This is a genomic window from Paenibacillus castaneae, from assembly GCF_002884445.1.
Classification (GTDB): Bacteria; Bacillota; Bacilli; order Paenibacillales; family Paenibacillaceae; genus Pristimantibacillus; species Pristimantibacillus castaneae.
The window spans coordinates 1,303,956-1,319,799 of record NZ_KZ614144.1 but is presented as its reverse complement, the minus strand read 5'-3'; the positions used below and the strand labels follow the sequence as shown (position 1 = coordinate 1,319,799).

Below are 15,844 nucleotides of genomic sequence, written 5' to 3'. Positions count from 1 at the left end.
ACGGGAGGTTCATGGGGATGAAAATGACGTTCAGATGGTTTGGCGAGGGTAATGACACGGTTCCCCTCAGCTATATTAATCAAATTCCAGGTACAGACGGTATCGTCTGGTCTCTGCATGATGTGGCTGCTGGCGAGGAATGGCCGATGGAGCGCATTCTGGAAATCAAGCAGCAAGCTGAGCAGGCGGGATTACATATTGACGTTGTTGAAAGCGTTAACGTGCATGAGGATATTAAGCTGGGCTTGCCTTCACGGGATTTATATATTGATAATTATAAGAAGACGATTGAGAAGCTGGGAAGCGTTGGGGTTAAAGTCATCTGCTATAATTTTATGCCTATTTTCGACTGGCTGCGCACCGATCTTCATAAACCGATGGGGGATGGATCAACGGCATTATTTTATGAGAAAAGCCGAATTGCCGATGCAGATCCCTTTCATTTAGTAGCAGAAATCAACTCGAACTCGGAGCTTACTATGCCAGGCTGGGAGCCTGAGCGGCTGCAGCATTTAACGAGCCTGTTCGAGGCTTATCAAGGCGTAACAGAAGCTCATCTTTGGGAGAACCTTCGTTATTTCCTAAATGAAATTATTCCGGTCGCAACTCGGAACGGCATTCGAATGGCTATTCATCCGGATGATCCGCCTTGGTCCGTGTTCGGCTTGCCGCGCATTATGACCTGCCAAGAAAATTTCCGTACTTTCTTGAAGCTGTACGACAGTCCATACAATGGAATTACGCTTTGCAGCGGGTCGCTTGGGGCTAATCCAAATAACGATATTATAGCGATGATTCATGAATTTGGGGATCGTATTCCGTTCGCCCATATCCGCAATGTTCGTGTATTTGAGAACGGCGACTTTATTGAGACATCACATCGCACGCAGGACGGCACGGTTGATATTGCTGGCATCGTGCGCGCTTATCACGAGATTGGCTTTACGGGCTACGCAAGACCCGATCATGGCCGCCACATCTGGGATGAGCAGTGCAGACCTGGCTACGGGCTGTATGATCGCGCGCTCGGCATTATGTATTTGTGGGGACTTTGGGATGCGTATCAGCTTCAGCATTCAAATACCGTTAAGGAAGAGAAGGTGTCCAGCTTATGAGCAAGTTGCCAAAGCATGAAGCATTAGAAGGCAAGGTCGCCGTAGTTACTGGCGGAGCAGGCGTATTATGCCGCGTTATGGCTCTGGAGCTAGCCCGTCAAGGCACAAAAGTAGCAATACTTAATCGTACGCTGGAGACAGGAATGGCTGTAGCGGAGGAAATTCGGGCTGCCGGCGGTGAAGCCATCGCGATTGCTTGCGATGTTACAAGTGTAGAAAGTACACAGGCGGCTGGCGCTGCTGTGCTCGCACAGTTAGGCCCATGCGATATATTGATCAATGGTGCAGGCGGCAATCATCCAAGCGCGAATACGACGAATGAAACATTCAAGCCGGAGCATTTAAATGTCGAGAATGTAACAACACTGTTTAATTTAAGCATCGATGGCTTCCGTAACGTCATGGATCTCAATTTTGTCGGCACGCTTATTCCTACTCAAGTATTTACCGAGCAGATGCTGCAGCGGCAAGGCGCGACTATTATTAACATCTCATCGATGAGCGCCCCATCGCCTATGACCAAGGTGCCGGCTTACAGCGCAGCCAAGGCTGCCATCGTTAACTTCACTCAGTGGCTTGCTGTCCATCTTGCTGAGTCAGGCATTCGTGTCAACGCTATCGCTCCCGGCTTCTTCCTAACGAATCAGAACCGTAAGCTGCTTCTGAATGAAGATGGCTCACTAACCGAGCGCTCAGGCAAGATCATATCGCATACACCAATGAGGCGGTTCGGCAAGCCGGAAGACTTGCTTGGCGCTTTGCTATGGCTTGCGGATGATACGACCTCTGGCTTCGTCACAGGCACAACCGTACCCGTTGACGGCGGATTCCTCTCCTATTCTGGAGTTTAAAAAGCGAAACTACATTATTTACTCTTTCCCTTCTGAATAAAAGGTGCGTTATTATGCCACCTTACAGAAGGAAGGGAAGGTGATAAGCGATGACATCGTCCAAAAGCCGCCGTGAAAATGCTTGGAACCAACGCAAGCAAACGCAACAGCCTCACGGTAAAGTGAAGTCTTTTGAAGAACTCAGCCAAGAAGACGACAGCTCTAAATCCAAATCATAACCATACATTTTCTATATCGGGCAGTGTATGCTCCATCCCGCCTCTAGGCTATGATGGAGCATACGCTCGATCATAAGCAGTTGCAGCTGTGAAATCAAGCTCTGTTAAGCCTCCATCATGCCAAGTCGTCATACGGAGCGTAACTAGCTTATAATCAATGGCAATAAAGGGGTGATGATTCAGCTCCTCAGAAGCCTGCGCTACTAGGTTCACAAATGCGATGCTCTCTGGAAAACTGGGGAAACGATACTTTTTGATGATCCACTTGCCATTTTCCCGCTTCCATCCTTCGGTTTGATTCAAATGCTCTTCGATTTGTACTTCAGTAAGCTTCATCCTTGTGCACTCCCTTATCTCCATTGGAATTGAACGGCTTAAACGATATAAACTCGTAATCAGTGCTTCAATTAATAAGATAGATTGCTGCATGTAACTAAGTAGCACAAGAAATTGTTTCATTGTTTACGGACATAAGATCCGTTATTTGTCTTTTTTAATGCATTAGAAAATGCTAACGGACATGAGATTCGCTATTTCCCCCATCACGAACAAAAATGGATGCTTTTCGTCCAAATAACGGCTTTGATGGGTTAACCCCCTAATTCTGGACACTACCACGTTCATTCTAATAAGTTCGCATCATAGCGCAATATCTTTAGGTTTTATCAATCCTTGTTTGACTAAAGAAAGATATTCCTTAGGTGGCCAGTCCTTGAGGCTGCCATGAATACGATGGTTGTTGTAGTACTTCAAAAAACGATCTACCTCGGTAAAAGCTTCTTCGTAAGTCTCAAAACAATTACGTTGGTAGCATTCTCTTTCCAAGATGCTGTGAAAGGACTCAATATAAGCATTTTTGTTAGGGGTTCGGTTTGGCGTACGTTCATGTTCAATGCCAGCCTGTTCACAAAAGGCATAGAAAGCCTTGCTAATGAACTGCGGTCCATTATCTGTGCGAATAACCAAAGCATGGTCTTGTACATTCACATTTCGCTTCAGCAGCGCTTTTTGTAAGGTAAGCAGCACAGCCTGCGTATTACAGGCCTTCCCTTTGTAATAGGCGACGATGGCTCTGTCAAATACATCAATAATACTAGCTAAATAGAAATGACGCCGTTTACCTGCTACATAACCGTACTTAATGTCCATTTGCCACAATTGGTTAGGTCCCGTTACCACTCGGTTATTCGCTACACGTTTAGGTACTTTATTTGTACGTTCCCTTTGCGGCGCTAGGATATATAATGCTTTACAGAGGCGGTAGACCTTTTTCTTGTTAATCACGAGTCCATATTTTCGACGTAGAAGAACCGTCAACTTGCGGTATCCAAACGCTTCGTTAGGGCCGCCGATCAGTTGCCTTAAGTAGCTTTTAATCCGCGTGTCTGCCACTTTTTTACCGTTGATGTCAAAAGAGAAACCAGGAATGGGCCGCCCTTTACCGATTGGCTTCTGAGGTTCAGAATGCTTCAGGCGATAATAGTACGAAGAGCGTGGCACCTGGCAGATGCGTAGAACCGTACGGATGGGAAAACCTAGGCTAATCCAATACATCGCTATTTCCAGTCGGGGTACTTTTTTTTAACCAGATCTTTAAGAATGTTATTCTCCAATTCTTTTTCGCCCAGCAGCTTCATCGCTTCGTTGTATTTCTTTTGAAGCCCATCAAGTTTAGCTGCGTCCTTTTTTAGCTTCTCCACATCATCTTGTCTCTTGACCATTAGCTCGCCCACCTCGTCCTGATATTGACGAACCCAGTTGCTTAGCGTTTTAGGAGACATACCATGCTTTCTCGCCACCACCTCTGTACGGTAGCCGGCTAGCACCTCTACGACGAACTCCTTCTTTGCTTCAACAGGGCACCTAAACCTTCTTTTCATCGATCTATTCCTCACTTCGTTTAGTGTATCTGAAGTGGCAGAAAGTGTCTAAGTGGTTTAGGGGGCTTTATAGTTGATGTCCGCAATACTCCCAAAACAAAGATATTTGCTGTATATAACGGCTCCTGTGTCCGCTAACAAGTATATTATAGCCTCATTTCCTATTCATTGCTGATAGATGACTGAATAATAGGATGCCATTCATAAAGATCCCGCACATCGCATTGGACTGTATCCGCAATAGATATAGCTGCTTTAAGAGGCATGACTCGCTTATTGTCGATATAATCTCCTATCCGCTCAGGCTTGATGAACAGCGCCCTCGCGAGCTGCTCCCTCGTCATGCCGCAATCGTGCAAGCGCTGCTCCAGCAAGCAGTTTCCCAGCTCTAGTTTCATCGATAATTGCCCTCCTTCTAATTAAGCCTATAACACCATTGTTGCCTAAATTCCATCATAATGCTCATCCTATCAAATAAAAAGCAGCAGACATATCGTCCGCCGCTCTGCTTTAACGCTTTCTTAAACAATTCTTTTTTTTAGCTGTTTACCTTTTCTTTCGTGTAGCGGTTAGCCGGAATCGGCAAACCTAAGTTGCCGCGCAGCGTATCCGATTCATATTCCTTCCGGTATATGCCCCGCTCCTGAATAATCGGAACAACCAGCTCTACAAAATCTTTTAATCCGCTAGGAATCGATGTGTGGATGATAAACCCGTCCGCAGCTTCTTCCTCATGCCATTGCTGAATAAGATCAGCTACCTTCTCAGGTGTGCCGATAAACGGTCCGCGAGGGGTTGCAGATTGAAGCGCCACTTGCCTGAGCGTTAGCTTGTTCTCTTTGGCCGATTTCTTAATTTTGTCCGTTCCGCTGCGGAAGCTGTTGCTGCCCAGGTCCCTTAGCTCAGGGAATGCTTCATCCAGCGGATACTGAGAAAAATCATGATGCTCGAAAAAACGTCCTAGGAAATTGAGTGCATTCTCAATCGAAACCAGCTCTGCCAGCTCTTGATATTTACGCTCCGCTTCCTCTTCCGTGCGGCCAATGATTGGTCCGATGCCCGGCAGGATGACGATGTCATCAACGGAACGCCCCTCTGCCACTGCGCGATCCTTCACATCCTTATAGAAGGCTTTGGCCTCTTCTATGCTCTCATGTCCGGTGAATACCGCATCTGCCTCTTTTCCTGCAAGCCGCTTGCCGCTTTCTGATGAGCCTGCTTGGAAAATAACCGGATGCCCCTGCTTCGAGCGGGCAATATTTAGCGGTCCTTGAACGGAAAAATATTGTCCCTTGTGATCAAGCCGGTGCAGCTTGGAGGGATCGAAGAACACGCCTGCTTCTTTATCTCTTACGAAGGCGTCATCTTCCCATGAATCCCAAAGCCCGCGTGTTACTTCCAAATATTCCTCGGCGATTCGATAACGCTCATCATGTGTAGGGTGAGTCGTTTTGCTGAAATTGCTGGCAGAGCCTTCGAGCGGCGAAGTAACGACATTCCAGCCGGCACGTCCGCCGCTAATATGATCAAGAGAGCCAAACTGTCTTGCAACGGTGAACGGCTCGCTGTAGGAGCTGGATAAAGTGCCGACTAGACCTATTTTGGACGTAACAGCAGCCAAAGCGGATAATATCGTAAGCGGTTCAAACCGATTGAGAAAGTGTGGAATCGATTTTTCATTAATGTATAATCCATCGGCAATAAAAACAAGATCGAATTTCCCTGCCTCCGCCGTTTGTGCCTGCTGTGTATAAAATTGAAAATTCACGCTTGCATCGGCTGGCACTTCAGGATGGCGCCAAGCCGATACATTGCCTCCAACGCCATGAATTAAAGCCCCAAATTTAATTTGTTTGCGATTCCCCATTATACGTACCTCCTCAAATTGATGATCGTATCCCTAAGCCTGAAGCAATGCCGCTTCCTTCAATGAAAGAAGATAGCTCTTGACGAGCGTTTCTCCGTTGTACAAATCTTTATCGAAAGCCCGCTTAAAGCCTAGCCGCTCGTACAGTCTGACAGCGGACCCCATCATATCGGATGTATGAAGATGTAGCGTTTCTGCACCCCACTCCCTTGCAAGCTTAGCGCTAGCTCTTATGAGCTCCGTCGCTACACCGTAACCGCGAGCTTCATGAGATACGGCCAACAGCCGAATTATCGGCGAATGAATGTTGAGGTCCGTACGTCCGTATGCCGCCTCGGAGGAATCAAACAGAAATACACTGCCGACAATTTTGCCATTGCGTTCAGCAACTAAGCGCGCTTTTGTTAATGCTCCTGCATTAGCTGCCAATATGCTTTCCTTATACTGATTCCAGGCTGGCTCCGGCAGCTCCCGTTCATATTGTCCATAAGCGTCCAATAGCACTTCCTCGACTGCGGCTTGATCCGCGGGCTTACTAAATCGAATCGAAATGGCTTCACCTGACATGTCTCCACCAGCTTTCATCCAAATGGGTTGTACGGATATACATCTAAATCATGCGGTTGGAGTCTAGCGCTCCATGTGCTGCACTTCTGCATCACTTTCGCCGCTCGATCGCCGCTCAGAGCTCCATGTGCTGCACTTTTGCATCACATTCGCCGCTCGATCGCCGCTTCGCACTCCATGTGCTGCACTTCTACATCACATTCATCGCTCGATCGCCGCTTCGCACTCCATATGCTGCACTTTTGCATCACATTCGCCGCTCGATCGCCGCTTCGCACTCCATGTGCTGCACTTCCTCCTAGGCCCCCTAATTAAACTGGAGTCCTCCCATCCAATAATTTAAACTTAGGACAAGGGAGATGAAGCAGTATGGGAAAAAGGCTGAATGAGGAAGCACGCCTTAAAATTGTTCGAGAAGCGTTAGCTGGTATCAAGGTGGGGGTGTTATCCCGCATGTATAGCATCCATCCGGAAACGATCCGTGCTTGGATCAGGGACTACCGTGATACAATCCCACTAGAGGAAATCCCAATGGCAGATGAACATCTGCAAGAGCTTCAACGGCTGCAAGAGGTAGAACAACGCTATGAAAAGGCCGTTAAGGTGCTCGGTGAGAAGGAACTCGAAATCGAGATTCTACGTGAACTGCTAAAAAAGAAAGCCCCCGCTTATCCGAGAAATTCGAAATAGCAGACCTATTTATTAAGCGGGGGGAAGCAACTGCAGTGGTTCTGCGCATCCTTGGGCTATCCGAATCCACCTACTACGACCGTAAAAAGCGAGCCACCAGCCAGACAGTGGAATGTCCTGCAGGTGACCGGAGAGGTCGACCTGTTCCAGGCTATTCATTCACAGTAACAGGGGAAAAAGTTAGTGACGAACAAATTAAGGAATGGCTGCTAGAGCTCATTGAAGGCGAAGAACACGTCTACGGCTACAAGTTGCTTGCACACTGCATCCGGAACCAACGTGAGCTCCCTCTGAACAAAAAGAAAGCGTACCGTCTCTGCAATGAGTTAGATATCCTTCAAAAACAGCGTAAACGAATTCCGGCACATCCGCGCAGACTACCAAAGAACCGGGTAGTAACGGGGGCTAACCAGCTGTGGCAAATGGACATTAAATACGGCTATGTCATCGGACAGGAGCGTTTCTTTTTCGTGCTCAGTATCATCGATGTGTTTGACCGCGTTGTCGTTGGACAATATAGGGGGCCGGTATGTGAAGCCAAGCATGCTGTCCAAACGTTATATGGGGCGCTTCAGAACCGCATAGAATCAGGCGATACGATGCCGGTGATTCGAACAGACAACGGACCGCAATTCGTTAGCAAATTGTTTGGAGACACGTGCGAGAGTCTGGAGGTCGTGCATGAACGCATCCCACCCCGGACACCGAATATGAATGCCTACATCGAGTCGTTCCATAGCCTACTTGAACGAGATCTTTTCAGCCTTAAGAGCTTCATGACCTTTGAGGAAGCCTATGAGGCACTCGATCACTATATGGACTTTTACAATAATCGCAAGATGCACGGCAGCTTGAAGCTGATGCCTCCAGTTAAGTTTTCAGCGTGGGTCAATACACTGGAAGACTCATCTGCCTTCCATAAAGCCATGTAATAACTCAAAAAAACAAGTGAGTCTACGAAACCAGTAAAATTGTAGGGCAAGACTCCAGAATTAGGGGGCCTAGCCGCTTCTGCATCACATTCATCGCTCGATCGCCACTTCGCACTCCATGTGCTGCACTTCTGCAGCACATTCGCCGCTCAATCGCCGCTCCGCGCTCCATGTGCTGCACTTCTGCATCACAATTCGCCGCTCGATCGCCGCTTCGCGCTCCATGTGCTGCATTTCTGCATCACATTCATCGCTCGAGCGCCGCTCCGCGCTCCATGTGCTGCACTTCTGCATCACATTCATCGCTCGATCGCCGCTCCGCGCTCCATGTGCTGCACTTCTGCATCACATTCGCCGCTCGGTCGCCGCTCCGCGCTCCATGTGCTGCATTTCTGCATCACATTCGCCGCTCGATCGCCCCTCCGCGCTGAATGTGCTGCACTTCTGCATCACATTCAGCGCTAGATCGCCGCTTCGCGCTCCATGTGCTGCACTTCTGCATCACATTCGCCGCTCGGTCGCCGCTCCGCGCTCCATGTGATGCACTTCTGCAGCACATTCATCGCTCGATCGCCGCTCCGCGCTCCATGTGCTGCACTTCTGCATCACATTTGCCGCTCAATCGCCGCTACGCGCCGCTTTGCGCCTGCTTAATCCGGCGAATTTGAGCCAAATGATTCGTTACATGAGCGACAAAAGCAGGAACGATAGCTGCAATCGCAACAGGATCGCCTTTGGCATTAATGCCTGCCTTGTTCCACTCTTCATCAGTCAGACGATTAAATAGCAGACCATTATACTGAACCAACGCCCGAGCTGCGTTAAGAATATCCTTTGCATGGCCCTCGTTCGCCTTTTGACCGGATACCCAAGCATCCTGATTAAAGGCTGGAAGACGCACTTCTGAGCCGGCCAATATGTCGCGAATACGAAAGGATACAACAATGCTGTGATCAACAAGATGGGAAAGCACCTCAGTTACGCTCCATGACTGTGAAGAGCCTTTCCATTTAAGCTGCTCCTCAGAAAGCTCGGCAATTTCCTGCTCGATTTCATCGTAAGCGTGCAAATACGCTTCAACCTGAGCTGTTGACTGACTCATATATACTCCCCCTTATCATTAACTAAAGTTATCTAATCTTCACTTAAGCGAAACGGCTTAATTGGAATAAGCGAAGATCATAAGCATCTTTTTTTTGTTCTATTTTATCGGCCAATATTTCTCCGACTACGCTTGCGAATTTAAAGCCATGCCCGGAGAAGCCGCCAGCAAGCAGCACATTAGCATGCTCGGGATGCGTATCTATAATAAAATCCTCGTCAGGCGTAAACTCGTATTTGCATACCGCGCTTTGCAGCAGCCTGCCAGCCGCTCCAGGAATAAAAGCTTCAAGTGCGCGGCGAAGATCCGCTTCGTCCTCCGGATAAGTACCAAACGGCGCGATCGGCTGACCAGGCAGCCATTCTACACCTGTATCATGACGTCCTATCTTAACGCCTGCTCCTCCAATGCTTGGGAATCCATAGTAGACGCCATCTGTGCCTCCCCAAGTAAAACCCGGGAAAACTCCTGCATCAAATTCGTTGGATTCCGCTTCGAACCAGCCTACGACCTTACGAACGGCCCGAATCGGAAGCGTGACATACGGCGAAAGCAGTTTGAACCAAGCGCCTGCAGTAATAATCAGCTTGGTTGCTGTGAAGGAATCCTTTTCCGTATAGACGGTTACCTGTGCTCGTTCGTTCTTGATCGTGGTAACAATGCTATTTACGAGCAGTTCCGCCCCGGCTGCGATCGCCTGCTCCTTATAAGCTGCAACGCATTTCTCGCTGTATAGATAGCCTGCATTGGGTTCATACATGCCTTGAAAGGAGCCAGATAGCTTTATGCCCGGGAAACGGCGATTAATCTCATCCGCCCGAAGCCGTTCGACTTGAACACCATGGAGAGCCGCATCATCAAGCCTATTGTCATAATTGTAAAAGCTCGTTTCCGCCATGTTCAATACACCTGATCGCTCAAGGAGCTTCTTGCCCGAAAGCCTCTCCAGCTCCAGCCACCGCTCATCCGCACGCAGCGCCATTCTCACATAGGTTTCTCCGCCATGATAAGCATGCCGAATGAGGCGCGGCTCACCGTGATGGCTGCCCATGCTGTGCGGAGGATCAAAGGCATCGATCAGCAATGTTTTCGCTCCTCGCGCCACCAGCTCATATCCCGCACTCATCCCCATTGAGCCCGCTCCTACGACGATCACATCATATGATTTCGGAATGCTGTCGTCCTCCTCGAAGGCTCTCCTCAGACAGCTTGCTTAAAGCGTCAATCGCAAGCGCAGTGAAGAACGAAGCTGCAACAGGCAGCGCTCCCTCATCCAAATCAAAAGCGGGATGATGCCATTCCTGCGGTCCTGCCGTTCCTAGAAATACGAATACGCCTTCTGTTTCCTTCAAATAGAAAGCGAAATCCTCGCCTGCTGGAGACGGAGACGGCTCAACAACCTCGTATCCCAGCGCTTCAGCCGTCAACGCAGCTTGCTCGGCCCACCTCCCACTATTAACGACTGCCGGCGGTCCTTCGATCCAGCTTACCTGCGCCTTCGTATTAAATGCGGAAGCTACACCATTTACGACCTGCTCTAGGCGAGTTCGTACTTTAAGGCGCACTTCCTCATCGAAAGTGCGGAGAGTCCCATCGAATACCGCCTTCTCCGGAATGATATTCCAAGCTGTTCCCGCATGCAGCCTTGTCACGCTAATTACCGCGCTGTCGAGCGCACTCACGTTCCGGCTGACGATGGATTGCAGCGCTGTAATGATATGAGCCGCCGTTACGATCGGATCAAGTCCTGCCTCCGGAACCGCTGCGTGACTGCCGCGTCCTTCGACCTCGACAATAAAGCCGTCAGCCGCAGCCATGATTGGTCCGCTCTTGATTCCTATCGTTCCAATGGGCAGATCAGGCTTATTATGCATGCCGAATACAGCCTGCACCCCATTCAATGCGCCGCTTTTGATGAGCTGAATGGCGCCCTTTGCCTTCTCCTCAGCGGGCTGGAATAGAAATCGAACCGTACCCTGCAGTTCCTGTTCACGTTCCTTTAACAGAAACGCCGTTCCAAGGATCGCAGCTGTATGGAAATCATGGCCACAGGCGTGCATCTTGCCCGGCACCTTCGAGGCGAAGGACAGTCCCGTCTCCTCCTGAATCGGAAGCGCATCGATGTCAGCTCTCACCGCGATGACCGGTCCTCCATGCAAGCCGCCAACCTCCGCAATAACGCCTGTTTTGAGACCATAATCAACGATTCGGATGCCTGCTTCCGTCAGCCATGCCACAATGGAGGCAGTCGTTTCAAATTCTTCATGGGACAGCTCGGGATGCTCATGCAAATGCCTGCGGATGGTTGACAGCTGCTGCCCAATGGAGCCAGCAGAGAAATCACTCATACCAATTCCTCCTCGAACGCTTCCTTCAATAGCTCGAATGAACGAATGCGTTTGGCAAAGTCAGGCACAATGGTGGTGAATATAAACTCATCGACGCCGTATTGCTCTTGTATTTCAAGCAGCCGCTTCCGCACCGTCTCCTTCGTGCCGCGCGTAATATCTGCCTCTCTCTCTTCTGCCGTATAAGTCTCGCCCGCTTGTCTGGCGAATTCTTCCGCTTGCTCAAGTGATCCTACATTTATTGTTTTGCCGCTTGCGAGCGTTACTCTTACGCTCTTGAAATGTCCAGCCAAAGCATTCGCTTCTTCCTCTGAATCCGAGGCGATGACGGACAAGGCGAGAATGGTCTTCGGCACTGCTCCATGCTCTCTATTGAACTGAGTCCGGTAAGCTTCCAAAGCTTTATGTGCCGTATCGGGGTCATTGTTAATAAATAAAGCAAAGGCATAGGGATAACCCTTCTCAGCAGCCAGCTCTGCGCTGGAAATACTCGTGCCAAGCAAATAAATATCGGCTGGTTGCACGGGAATGGGACTTGCCTGGAGGCCTGGCAGCGGATGCTCATTTCCCGTTGGCGCGTGAAGCAGCCCCTCAAGCTCCGTCAGCTTCTCTGCGAGAGCAGCAGATTCCGCTACACCCTTCTGCAGCGCCTTCGTTGACCGCGGCAGACCGCCCGGTGCACGTCCGATGCCGAGCTCAACCCGTCCCGGCGCCAAGGAAGCAAGCACGTTGAAATTCTCTGCCACTTTATAAGGGCTGTAATGCTGAAGCATGACGCCTCCCGACCCTATTCGTATCGATTTCGTTTGCGCGAGCAAATAAGCAATCAGTACCTCCGGCGAGGAGCCTGCCATTCCCGGCGAATCGTGATGCTCCGACACCCAGAAGCGTTCAAAACCAAGCGTCTCAGCCAACTGCGCCAGCTTAACTGTATTGCCGAGTGCTTCTGAAGCAGTTTGCCCGGGAAAAATAATACTTTGATCCAAAATGCCAAATTTAAGTGACATGACGCTGCACTCCTTTATCGTTTATCGTTAGATGGAATAAATGCCTTCGGGGGTGATCCGTTTCAAAAATTGTTTGGTTCGTTCTTCCTTTGGCGATCTAAACAGATCACGCGGATTACCCTGCTCGACGATAATGCCTTCATCCATAAAGACAACATGACTGGCAACGTCCTGAGCAAAGCTCATCTCATGGGTAACGATAATCATCGTGATGCCTTCCTTTGCTATTTTCCGAATAACGGCAAGCACTTCCCCGACCAGCTCTGGATCAAGCGCTGACGTCGGCTCATCGAACAGGATAACCTCTGGATTAAGCGCCAGCGCTCTTGCGATACCGACCCGCTGCTGCTGACCGCCGGAGAGCTCGCTCGGATAAGCATCGAGCTTATTGCCAAGCCCGACCTTCTCCAGCAGCTCCACGCTTCTGCTGCGGGCTGACTCTTTCGGCTCTTTCTTCACGATTATGAGACCTTCCATCACATTTTCAAGCGCAGTCCTATGACGAAATAGATTATATTGCTGGAATACCATTGCCGATTTCTGGCGAAGGGTATGAATATCCTTTTTGCCGGAACGTTTGCAGTTGACCGTGAAATCATCAATGGAGATCACGCCGTCATTTGGCTTCTCCAAATAGTTGATGCAGCGCAGAAGCGTTGTTTTGCCGGAGCCGCTTGGCCCCAGTATTGCAACAACCTCGCCCTTCTCAACTGTAAGATCAATTCCTTTCAACACCTCATTGCGTCCGAAGCTCTTTCGTATCTTAGTCAGCTTAATCATGAAACACCGCCTCGGTTGTAAAGGTTGAAGCGCTTCTCGGCTAATGCGGTCAGGCGCTCGATTATAATGGTCAGTCCCCAAAAAATAATAGCAGCAGCAAGGTAAGCTTCGAAAAACTTCCAGTTCGTTGTCGCAACAATTTGCGCTTTCGCGTTAATATCGACGACCGATACGGTAAAGGCGAGCGTAGTCCCATGCAGCATGCCGATCACCATATTCGATAAGTTAGGCAAGCTGGCTGCGAAGGCTTGAGGCAATACAATCCGCCTTGTCGCTTGCGTTGTTGTCATGCCAATGGAATATGCGGCTTCGATTTGTCCTTGGTTTACCGCGAGCAAGCCTGATCTAACGACCTCTGACATGTAAGCACCCGCCGTGATAGAGAAAGAAATATACGCAAACCCGATCATCGGTATGGATACCGATCGAAATGATAAGCCAAGTGCCTCAGCCAAGCTGTCTACGATGATTGGCAGTCCGAAATAAATGAGCAATAAGTGGGTGAGCATTGGCGTTCCACGAATGAACGTGACGTAGGAAGTAGCGATTGGATACAATACCGGAATTTTATACAATCTAATAACGGCAACTGCCGTACCGATAAGCAGCCCGCAAAATACGGATACAGCCGTTATGGCCAAAGCTGTAGGCACAGCGGTTAGCAGCTGAACAAAAGCGGTCCATATGAATCCGAAATCAAGCTTCATTCTCCCTTCCTCCTCTACTAAAGCCTATTCCGGCAGATAACCAGCGATATCTGAGCTTTTTGCTGCTTTGCTCCTTCTTTTCTGTAGCAGCACGTCGATTATGCCTTTGCATTCTTCGCTCCAGTAAATGGAACAGCTGCTCGAGTCCAAAACTAATGACAAAATAGATGAGAGCGAGCGAAATATACGTTTCTACAAAATGTCTGGACATCACGGCAAGCGTCTGCGACTTTCCCGTCAACTCCATAATTCCGAGCGAGAAGGCTAATGAGGTATCCTTCAAGTTCGCAATTACCAAATTTGCAAATACCGGTATTGATATCGCAATCGCCTGAGGAAGCACAATTCGCGTAAAAGCTTGAAAGCCCGTCATCCCAACCGCATAAGCCGCTTCGACCTGACCGCGATCAACAGCGCCAACCGCGGCTCGTATCATTTCTGCCAAATAAGCCCCGCTATGCAGCGCATAAGTTAAAATGACGAAATACAAGGCAGGTACTCTCGACACATCCATATGAACAAGCTTCAGCACTTCAGGCAGACCGTAATAAAACAAAAAGAGCTGAATTAAAATCGGCGTCCCTCGGAAAAAGGATAAATAGATTTGCGAAAATCGCCGTAGAATCGGAATCTTATAGAGCTGGGGAAGGGCGACGATAAACCCGACGCCCAGCCCGATTACGATGGAGCTCACCACGATGAGGAGAGTGATTCTCAAGGTAGGCAGCAGCTTTATTAGATATTCAAGCACATAGCTGATATCAATTGGTTCTCCCATCCCGCCATCTCACCTTTCACCATACGTTTATTTCGTTTCTTTGGAAGTAAAGTCATCGCCCAGCCATTTGGCACTTAGCTTAGCTAGTGTGCCATCAGCCTTCAGCTCTTTAATCGCCACGTCCACTGCATCAGAAAGCTTCTGACCCTCTGGATCATTCTTACGGAACATGAACAATATATCTGCTTCGCTAAGCGCTGGACCTACTGTCTTTAGCTCATTCTTCGTATCGACTAGCGATAGCGTAAAGTCTGCGGATAGAAAGGCGTCTGCGCGTCCCGACGTCACTTGTGCAACACTGTCGTTTGCGCCGCCGTTTTGGTAAACAATTTTTATGGCGTTCGCATTGGCCTTGTTATAGTTTTCGAGAATCGTTGATTGTGCGCTTGTAGCTGTAGTCAGTACTTTCTTGCCTTTCAGATCATCAAGCGATTGAATGGAATCATTGTCTTTGGCTACTACGATTTTATTTCTCCAGTGGGCGTAGGGCTCCTTATTGAATAGGTACTTCTCTTCACGCTCCGGATTTTTCTCCATTTCATGCGCAACCATATCAATTTTTTTCGTTTCCAAGCTTAACAGCAAATTCGTAAATTCAAGCGTTTGGATATCGAATTCATAATCGGGAAGCCGATTGTCAATTTCCTTCACCAACTCCACGTCAAATCCGGTTAGCTTGCCGTTCTCATCAATAAAGCAAACTTTCGGAAATTGTGTTCCCGTACCTACTACAATTTTCTTGACTGTCTTGGATGTTTCTCCGCTTGCTGACTTCACATTCGTATCCGCATTATTTCCGCAGCCCGCCAGTGTAAGTGCAAGGACTAACGCAATCGATATCATAAGGCTTTTCTTCATTTTCAATTCCCCCAACTCATTCCGATTTTTAAACCTTATAATTCCTACCTGTTAAGTAAGATTTAACGGTGAATTCACTTTACCATCCCCTTACCAGCCCCGTCAATGCTCTTGCTAATAGAGATTTTCTATATGTAAATCAGC

General features: G+C 48.8%; 20 protein-coding genes. 5 read left to right on the top strand and 15 right to left on the bottom strand.

Annotated features, from left to right (window positions below; all coding sequences use genetic code 11):
- Window positions 1-17: 17 nt before the first annotated feature.
- From uxuA to CEF13_RS29130, 3 genes are all read left to right on the top strand, one after another.
- Window positions 18-1,115, top strand: a complete 1,098-nt coding sequence (gene uxuA / locus CEF13_RS05575) for a mannonate dehydratase (protein WP_102709803.1) — start codon at window positions 18-20, stop codon at window positions 1,113-1,115.
- Complete coding sequence (locus CEF13_RS05570) at window positions 1,112-1,966, top strand: SDR family oxidoreductase (protein WP_102709802.1); 855 nt, start codon at window positions 1,112-1,114, stop codon at window positions 1,964-1,966. Before uxuA ends, CEF13_RS05570 begins: the two co-directional genes overlap by 4 nt.
- An 89-nt stretch (window positions 1,967-2,055) precedes the next feature.
- Window positions 2,056-2,184: a DUF6254 family protein gene (locus CEF13_RS29130; protein WP_243864930.1), complete on the top strand. Its 129-nt coding sequence runs from the start codon at window positions 2,056-2,058 to the stop codon at window positions 2,182-2,184.
- 48 nt (window positions 2,185-2,232) lie between these two features.
- Here CEF13_RS29130 and CEF13_RS05565 read toward each other — a convergent pair whose 3' ends face one another.
- From CEF13_RS05565 to CEF13_RS05540, 6 genes are all read right to left on the bottom strand, one after another.
- Window positions 2,233-2,520, bottom strand: a complete 288-nt coding sequence (locus CEF13_RS05565) for a 4a-hydroxytetrahydrobiopterin dehydratase (RefSeq protein WP_102709801.1) — start codon at window positions 2,518-2,520, stop codon at window positions 2,233-2,235.
- 303 nt (window positions 2,521-2,823) lie between these two features.
- A complete protein-coding gene (locus CEF13_RS05560; RefSeq protein WP_102709800.1) occupies window positions 2,824-3,738 on the bottom strand; it encodes an IS3 family transposase in 915 nt (304 codons plus the stop codon).
- A 2-nt stretch (window positions 3,739-3,740) separates the two neighbouring features.
- Window positions 3,741-4,064 (bottom strand): transposase, encoded by a 324-nt coding sequence (locus CEF13_RS05555; protein WP_102709321.1) that lies wholly within the window; start codon window positions 4,062-4,064, stop codon window positions 3,741-3,743.
- Between the two features lie 161 nt (window positions 4,065-4,225).
- Window positions 4,226-4,462, bottom strand: coding sequence for a helix-turn-helix domain-containing protein (locus CEF13_RS05550; RefSeq protein ID WP_102709799.1), 237 nt, complete (start codon window positions 4,460-4,462; stop codon window positions 4,226-4,228).
- Between the two features lie 140 nt (window positions 4,463-4,602).
- Entirely contained in the window at window positions 4,603-5,931 is a 1,329-nt protein-coding gene (locus CEF13_RS05545) for an LLM class flavin-dependent oxidoreductase (RefSeq protein ID WP_102709798.1), read from the bottom strand.
- A 33-nt stretch (window positions 5,932-5,964) separates the two neighbouring features.
- On the bottom strand, window positions 5,965-6,498 hold the full coding sequence (locus CEF13_RS05540; protein WP_102709797.1) for a GNAT family N-acetyltransferase: 534 nt from the start codon (window positions 6,496-6,498) through the stop codon (window positions 5,965-5,967).
- 369 nt (window positions 6,499-6,867) lie between these two features.
- Here CEF13_RS05540 and CEF13_RS05535 point away from each other — a divergent pair, with 369 nt between their 5' ends.
- Both CEF13_RS05535 and CEF13_RS05530 read left to right on the top strand, forming a co-directional pair.
- On the top strand, window positions 6,868-7,188 hold the full coding sequence (locus tag CEF13_RS05535) for a helix-turn-helix domain-containing protein (RefSeq protein ID WP_102709796.1): 321 nt from the start codon (window positions 6,868-6,870) through the stop codon (window positions 7,186-7,188).
- A gap of 35 nt (window positions 7,189-7,223) precedes the next feature.
- Window positions 7,224-8,120 carry an IS3 family transposase gene (locus CEF13_RS05530; RefSeq protein ID WP_102709795.1) on the top strand — a complete coding sequence of 299 codons (897 nt, stop codon included), beginning with the start codon at window positions 7,224-7,226 and terminating at the stop codon, window positions 8,118-8,120.
- 90 nt (window positions 8,121-8,210) lie between these two features.
- Here CEF13_RS05530 and CEF13_RS05525 read toward each other — a convergent pair whose 3' ends face one another.
- The 9 genes from CEF13_RS05525 to CEF13_RS05485 all read right to left on the bottom strand — a co-directional run bounded on the left by CEF13_RS05525 (window position 8,211) and on the right by CEF13_RS05485 (window position 15,700).
- Entirely contained in the window at window positions 8,211-8,423 is a 213-nt protein-coding gene (locus CEF13_RS05525; RefSeq protein ID WP_102709794.1) for a hypothetical protein, read from the bottom strand.
- 325 nt (window positions 8,424-8,748) lie between these two features.
- Window positions 8,749-9,222 (bottom strand): DinB family protein, encoded by a 474-nt coding sequence (locus CEF13_RS05520; RefSeq protein WP_102709793.1) that lies wholly within the window; start codon window positions 9,220-9,222, stop codon window positions 8,749-8,751.
- A gap of 43 nt (window positions 9,223-9,265) precedes the next feature.
- Window positions 9,266-10,396, bottom strand: a complete 1,131-nt coding sequence (solA, locus tag CEF13_RS05515; protein WP_280531336.1) for an N-methyl-L-tryptophan oxidase — start codon at window positions 10,394-10,396, stop codon at window positions 9,266-9,268.
- Window positions 10,380-11,570 (bottom strand): amidohydrolase, encoded by a 1,191-nt coding sequence (locus CEF13_RS05510; RefSeq protein ID WP_102709791.1) that lies wholly within the window; start codon window positions 11,568-11,570, stop codon window positions 10,380-10,382. The genes solA and CEF13_RS05510 overlap by 17 nt, the downstream gene beginning before the upstream one ends.
- Window positions 11,567-12,577, bottom strand: a complete 1,011-nt coding sequence (locus tag CEF13_RS05505) for an LLM class flavin-dependent oxidoreductase (RefSeq protein WP_102709790.1) — start codon at window positions 12,575-12,577, stop codon at window positions 11,567-11,569. The genes CEF13_RS05510 and CEF13_RS05505 overlap by 4 nt, the downstream gene beginning before the upstream one ends.
- 27 nt (window positions 12,578-12,604) lie before the next feature.
- Window positions 12,605-13,357, bottom strand: coding sequence for an amino acid ABC transporter ATP-binding protein (locus CEF13_RS05500; RefSeq protein WP_102709789.1), 753 nt, complete (start codon window positions 13,355-13,357; stop codon window positions 12,605-12,607).
- Complete coding sequence (locus CEF13_RS05495) at window positions 13,354-14,064, bottom strand: amino acid ABC transporter permease (protein ID WP_102709788.1); 711 nt, start codon at window positions 14,062-14,064, stop codon at window positions 13,354-13,356. The genes CEF13_RS05500 and CEF13_RS05495 overlap by 4 nt, the downstream gene beginning before the upstream one ends.
- Window positions 14,054-14,842: an amino acid ABC transporter permease gene (locus tag CEF13_RS05490; RefSeq protein ID WP_102709787.1), complete on the bottom strand. Its 789-nt coding sequence runs from the start codon at window positions 14,840-14,842 to the stop codon at window positions 14,054-14,056. Before CEF13_RS05490 ends, CEF13_RS05495 begins: the two co-directional genes overlap by 11 nt.
- A gap of 27 nt (window positions 14,843-14,869) precedes the next feature.
- Window positions 14,870-15,700, bottom strand: a complete 831-nt coding sequence (locus tag CEF13_RS05485) for a transporter substrate-binding domain-containing protein (protein WP_102709786.1) — start codon at window positions 15,698-15,700, stop codon at window positions 14,870-14,872.
- Between the last annotated feature and the right edge of the window lie 144 nt (window positions 15,701-15,844).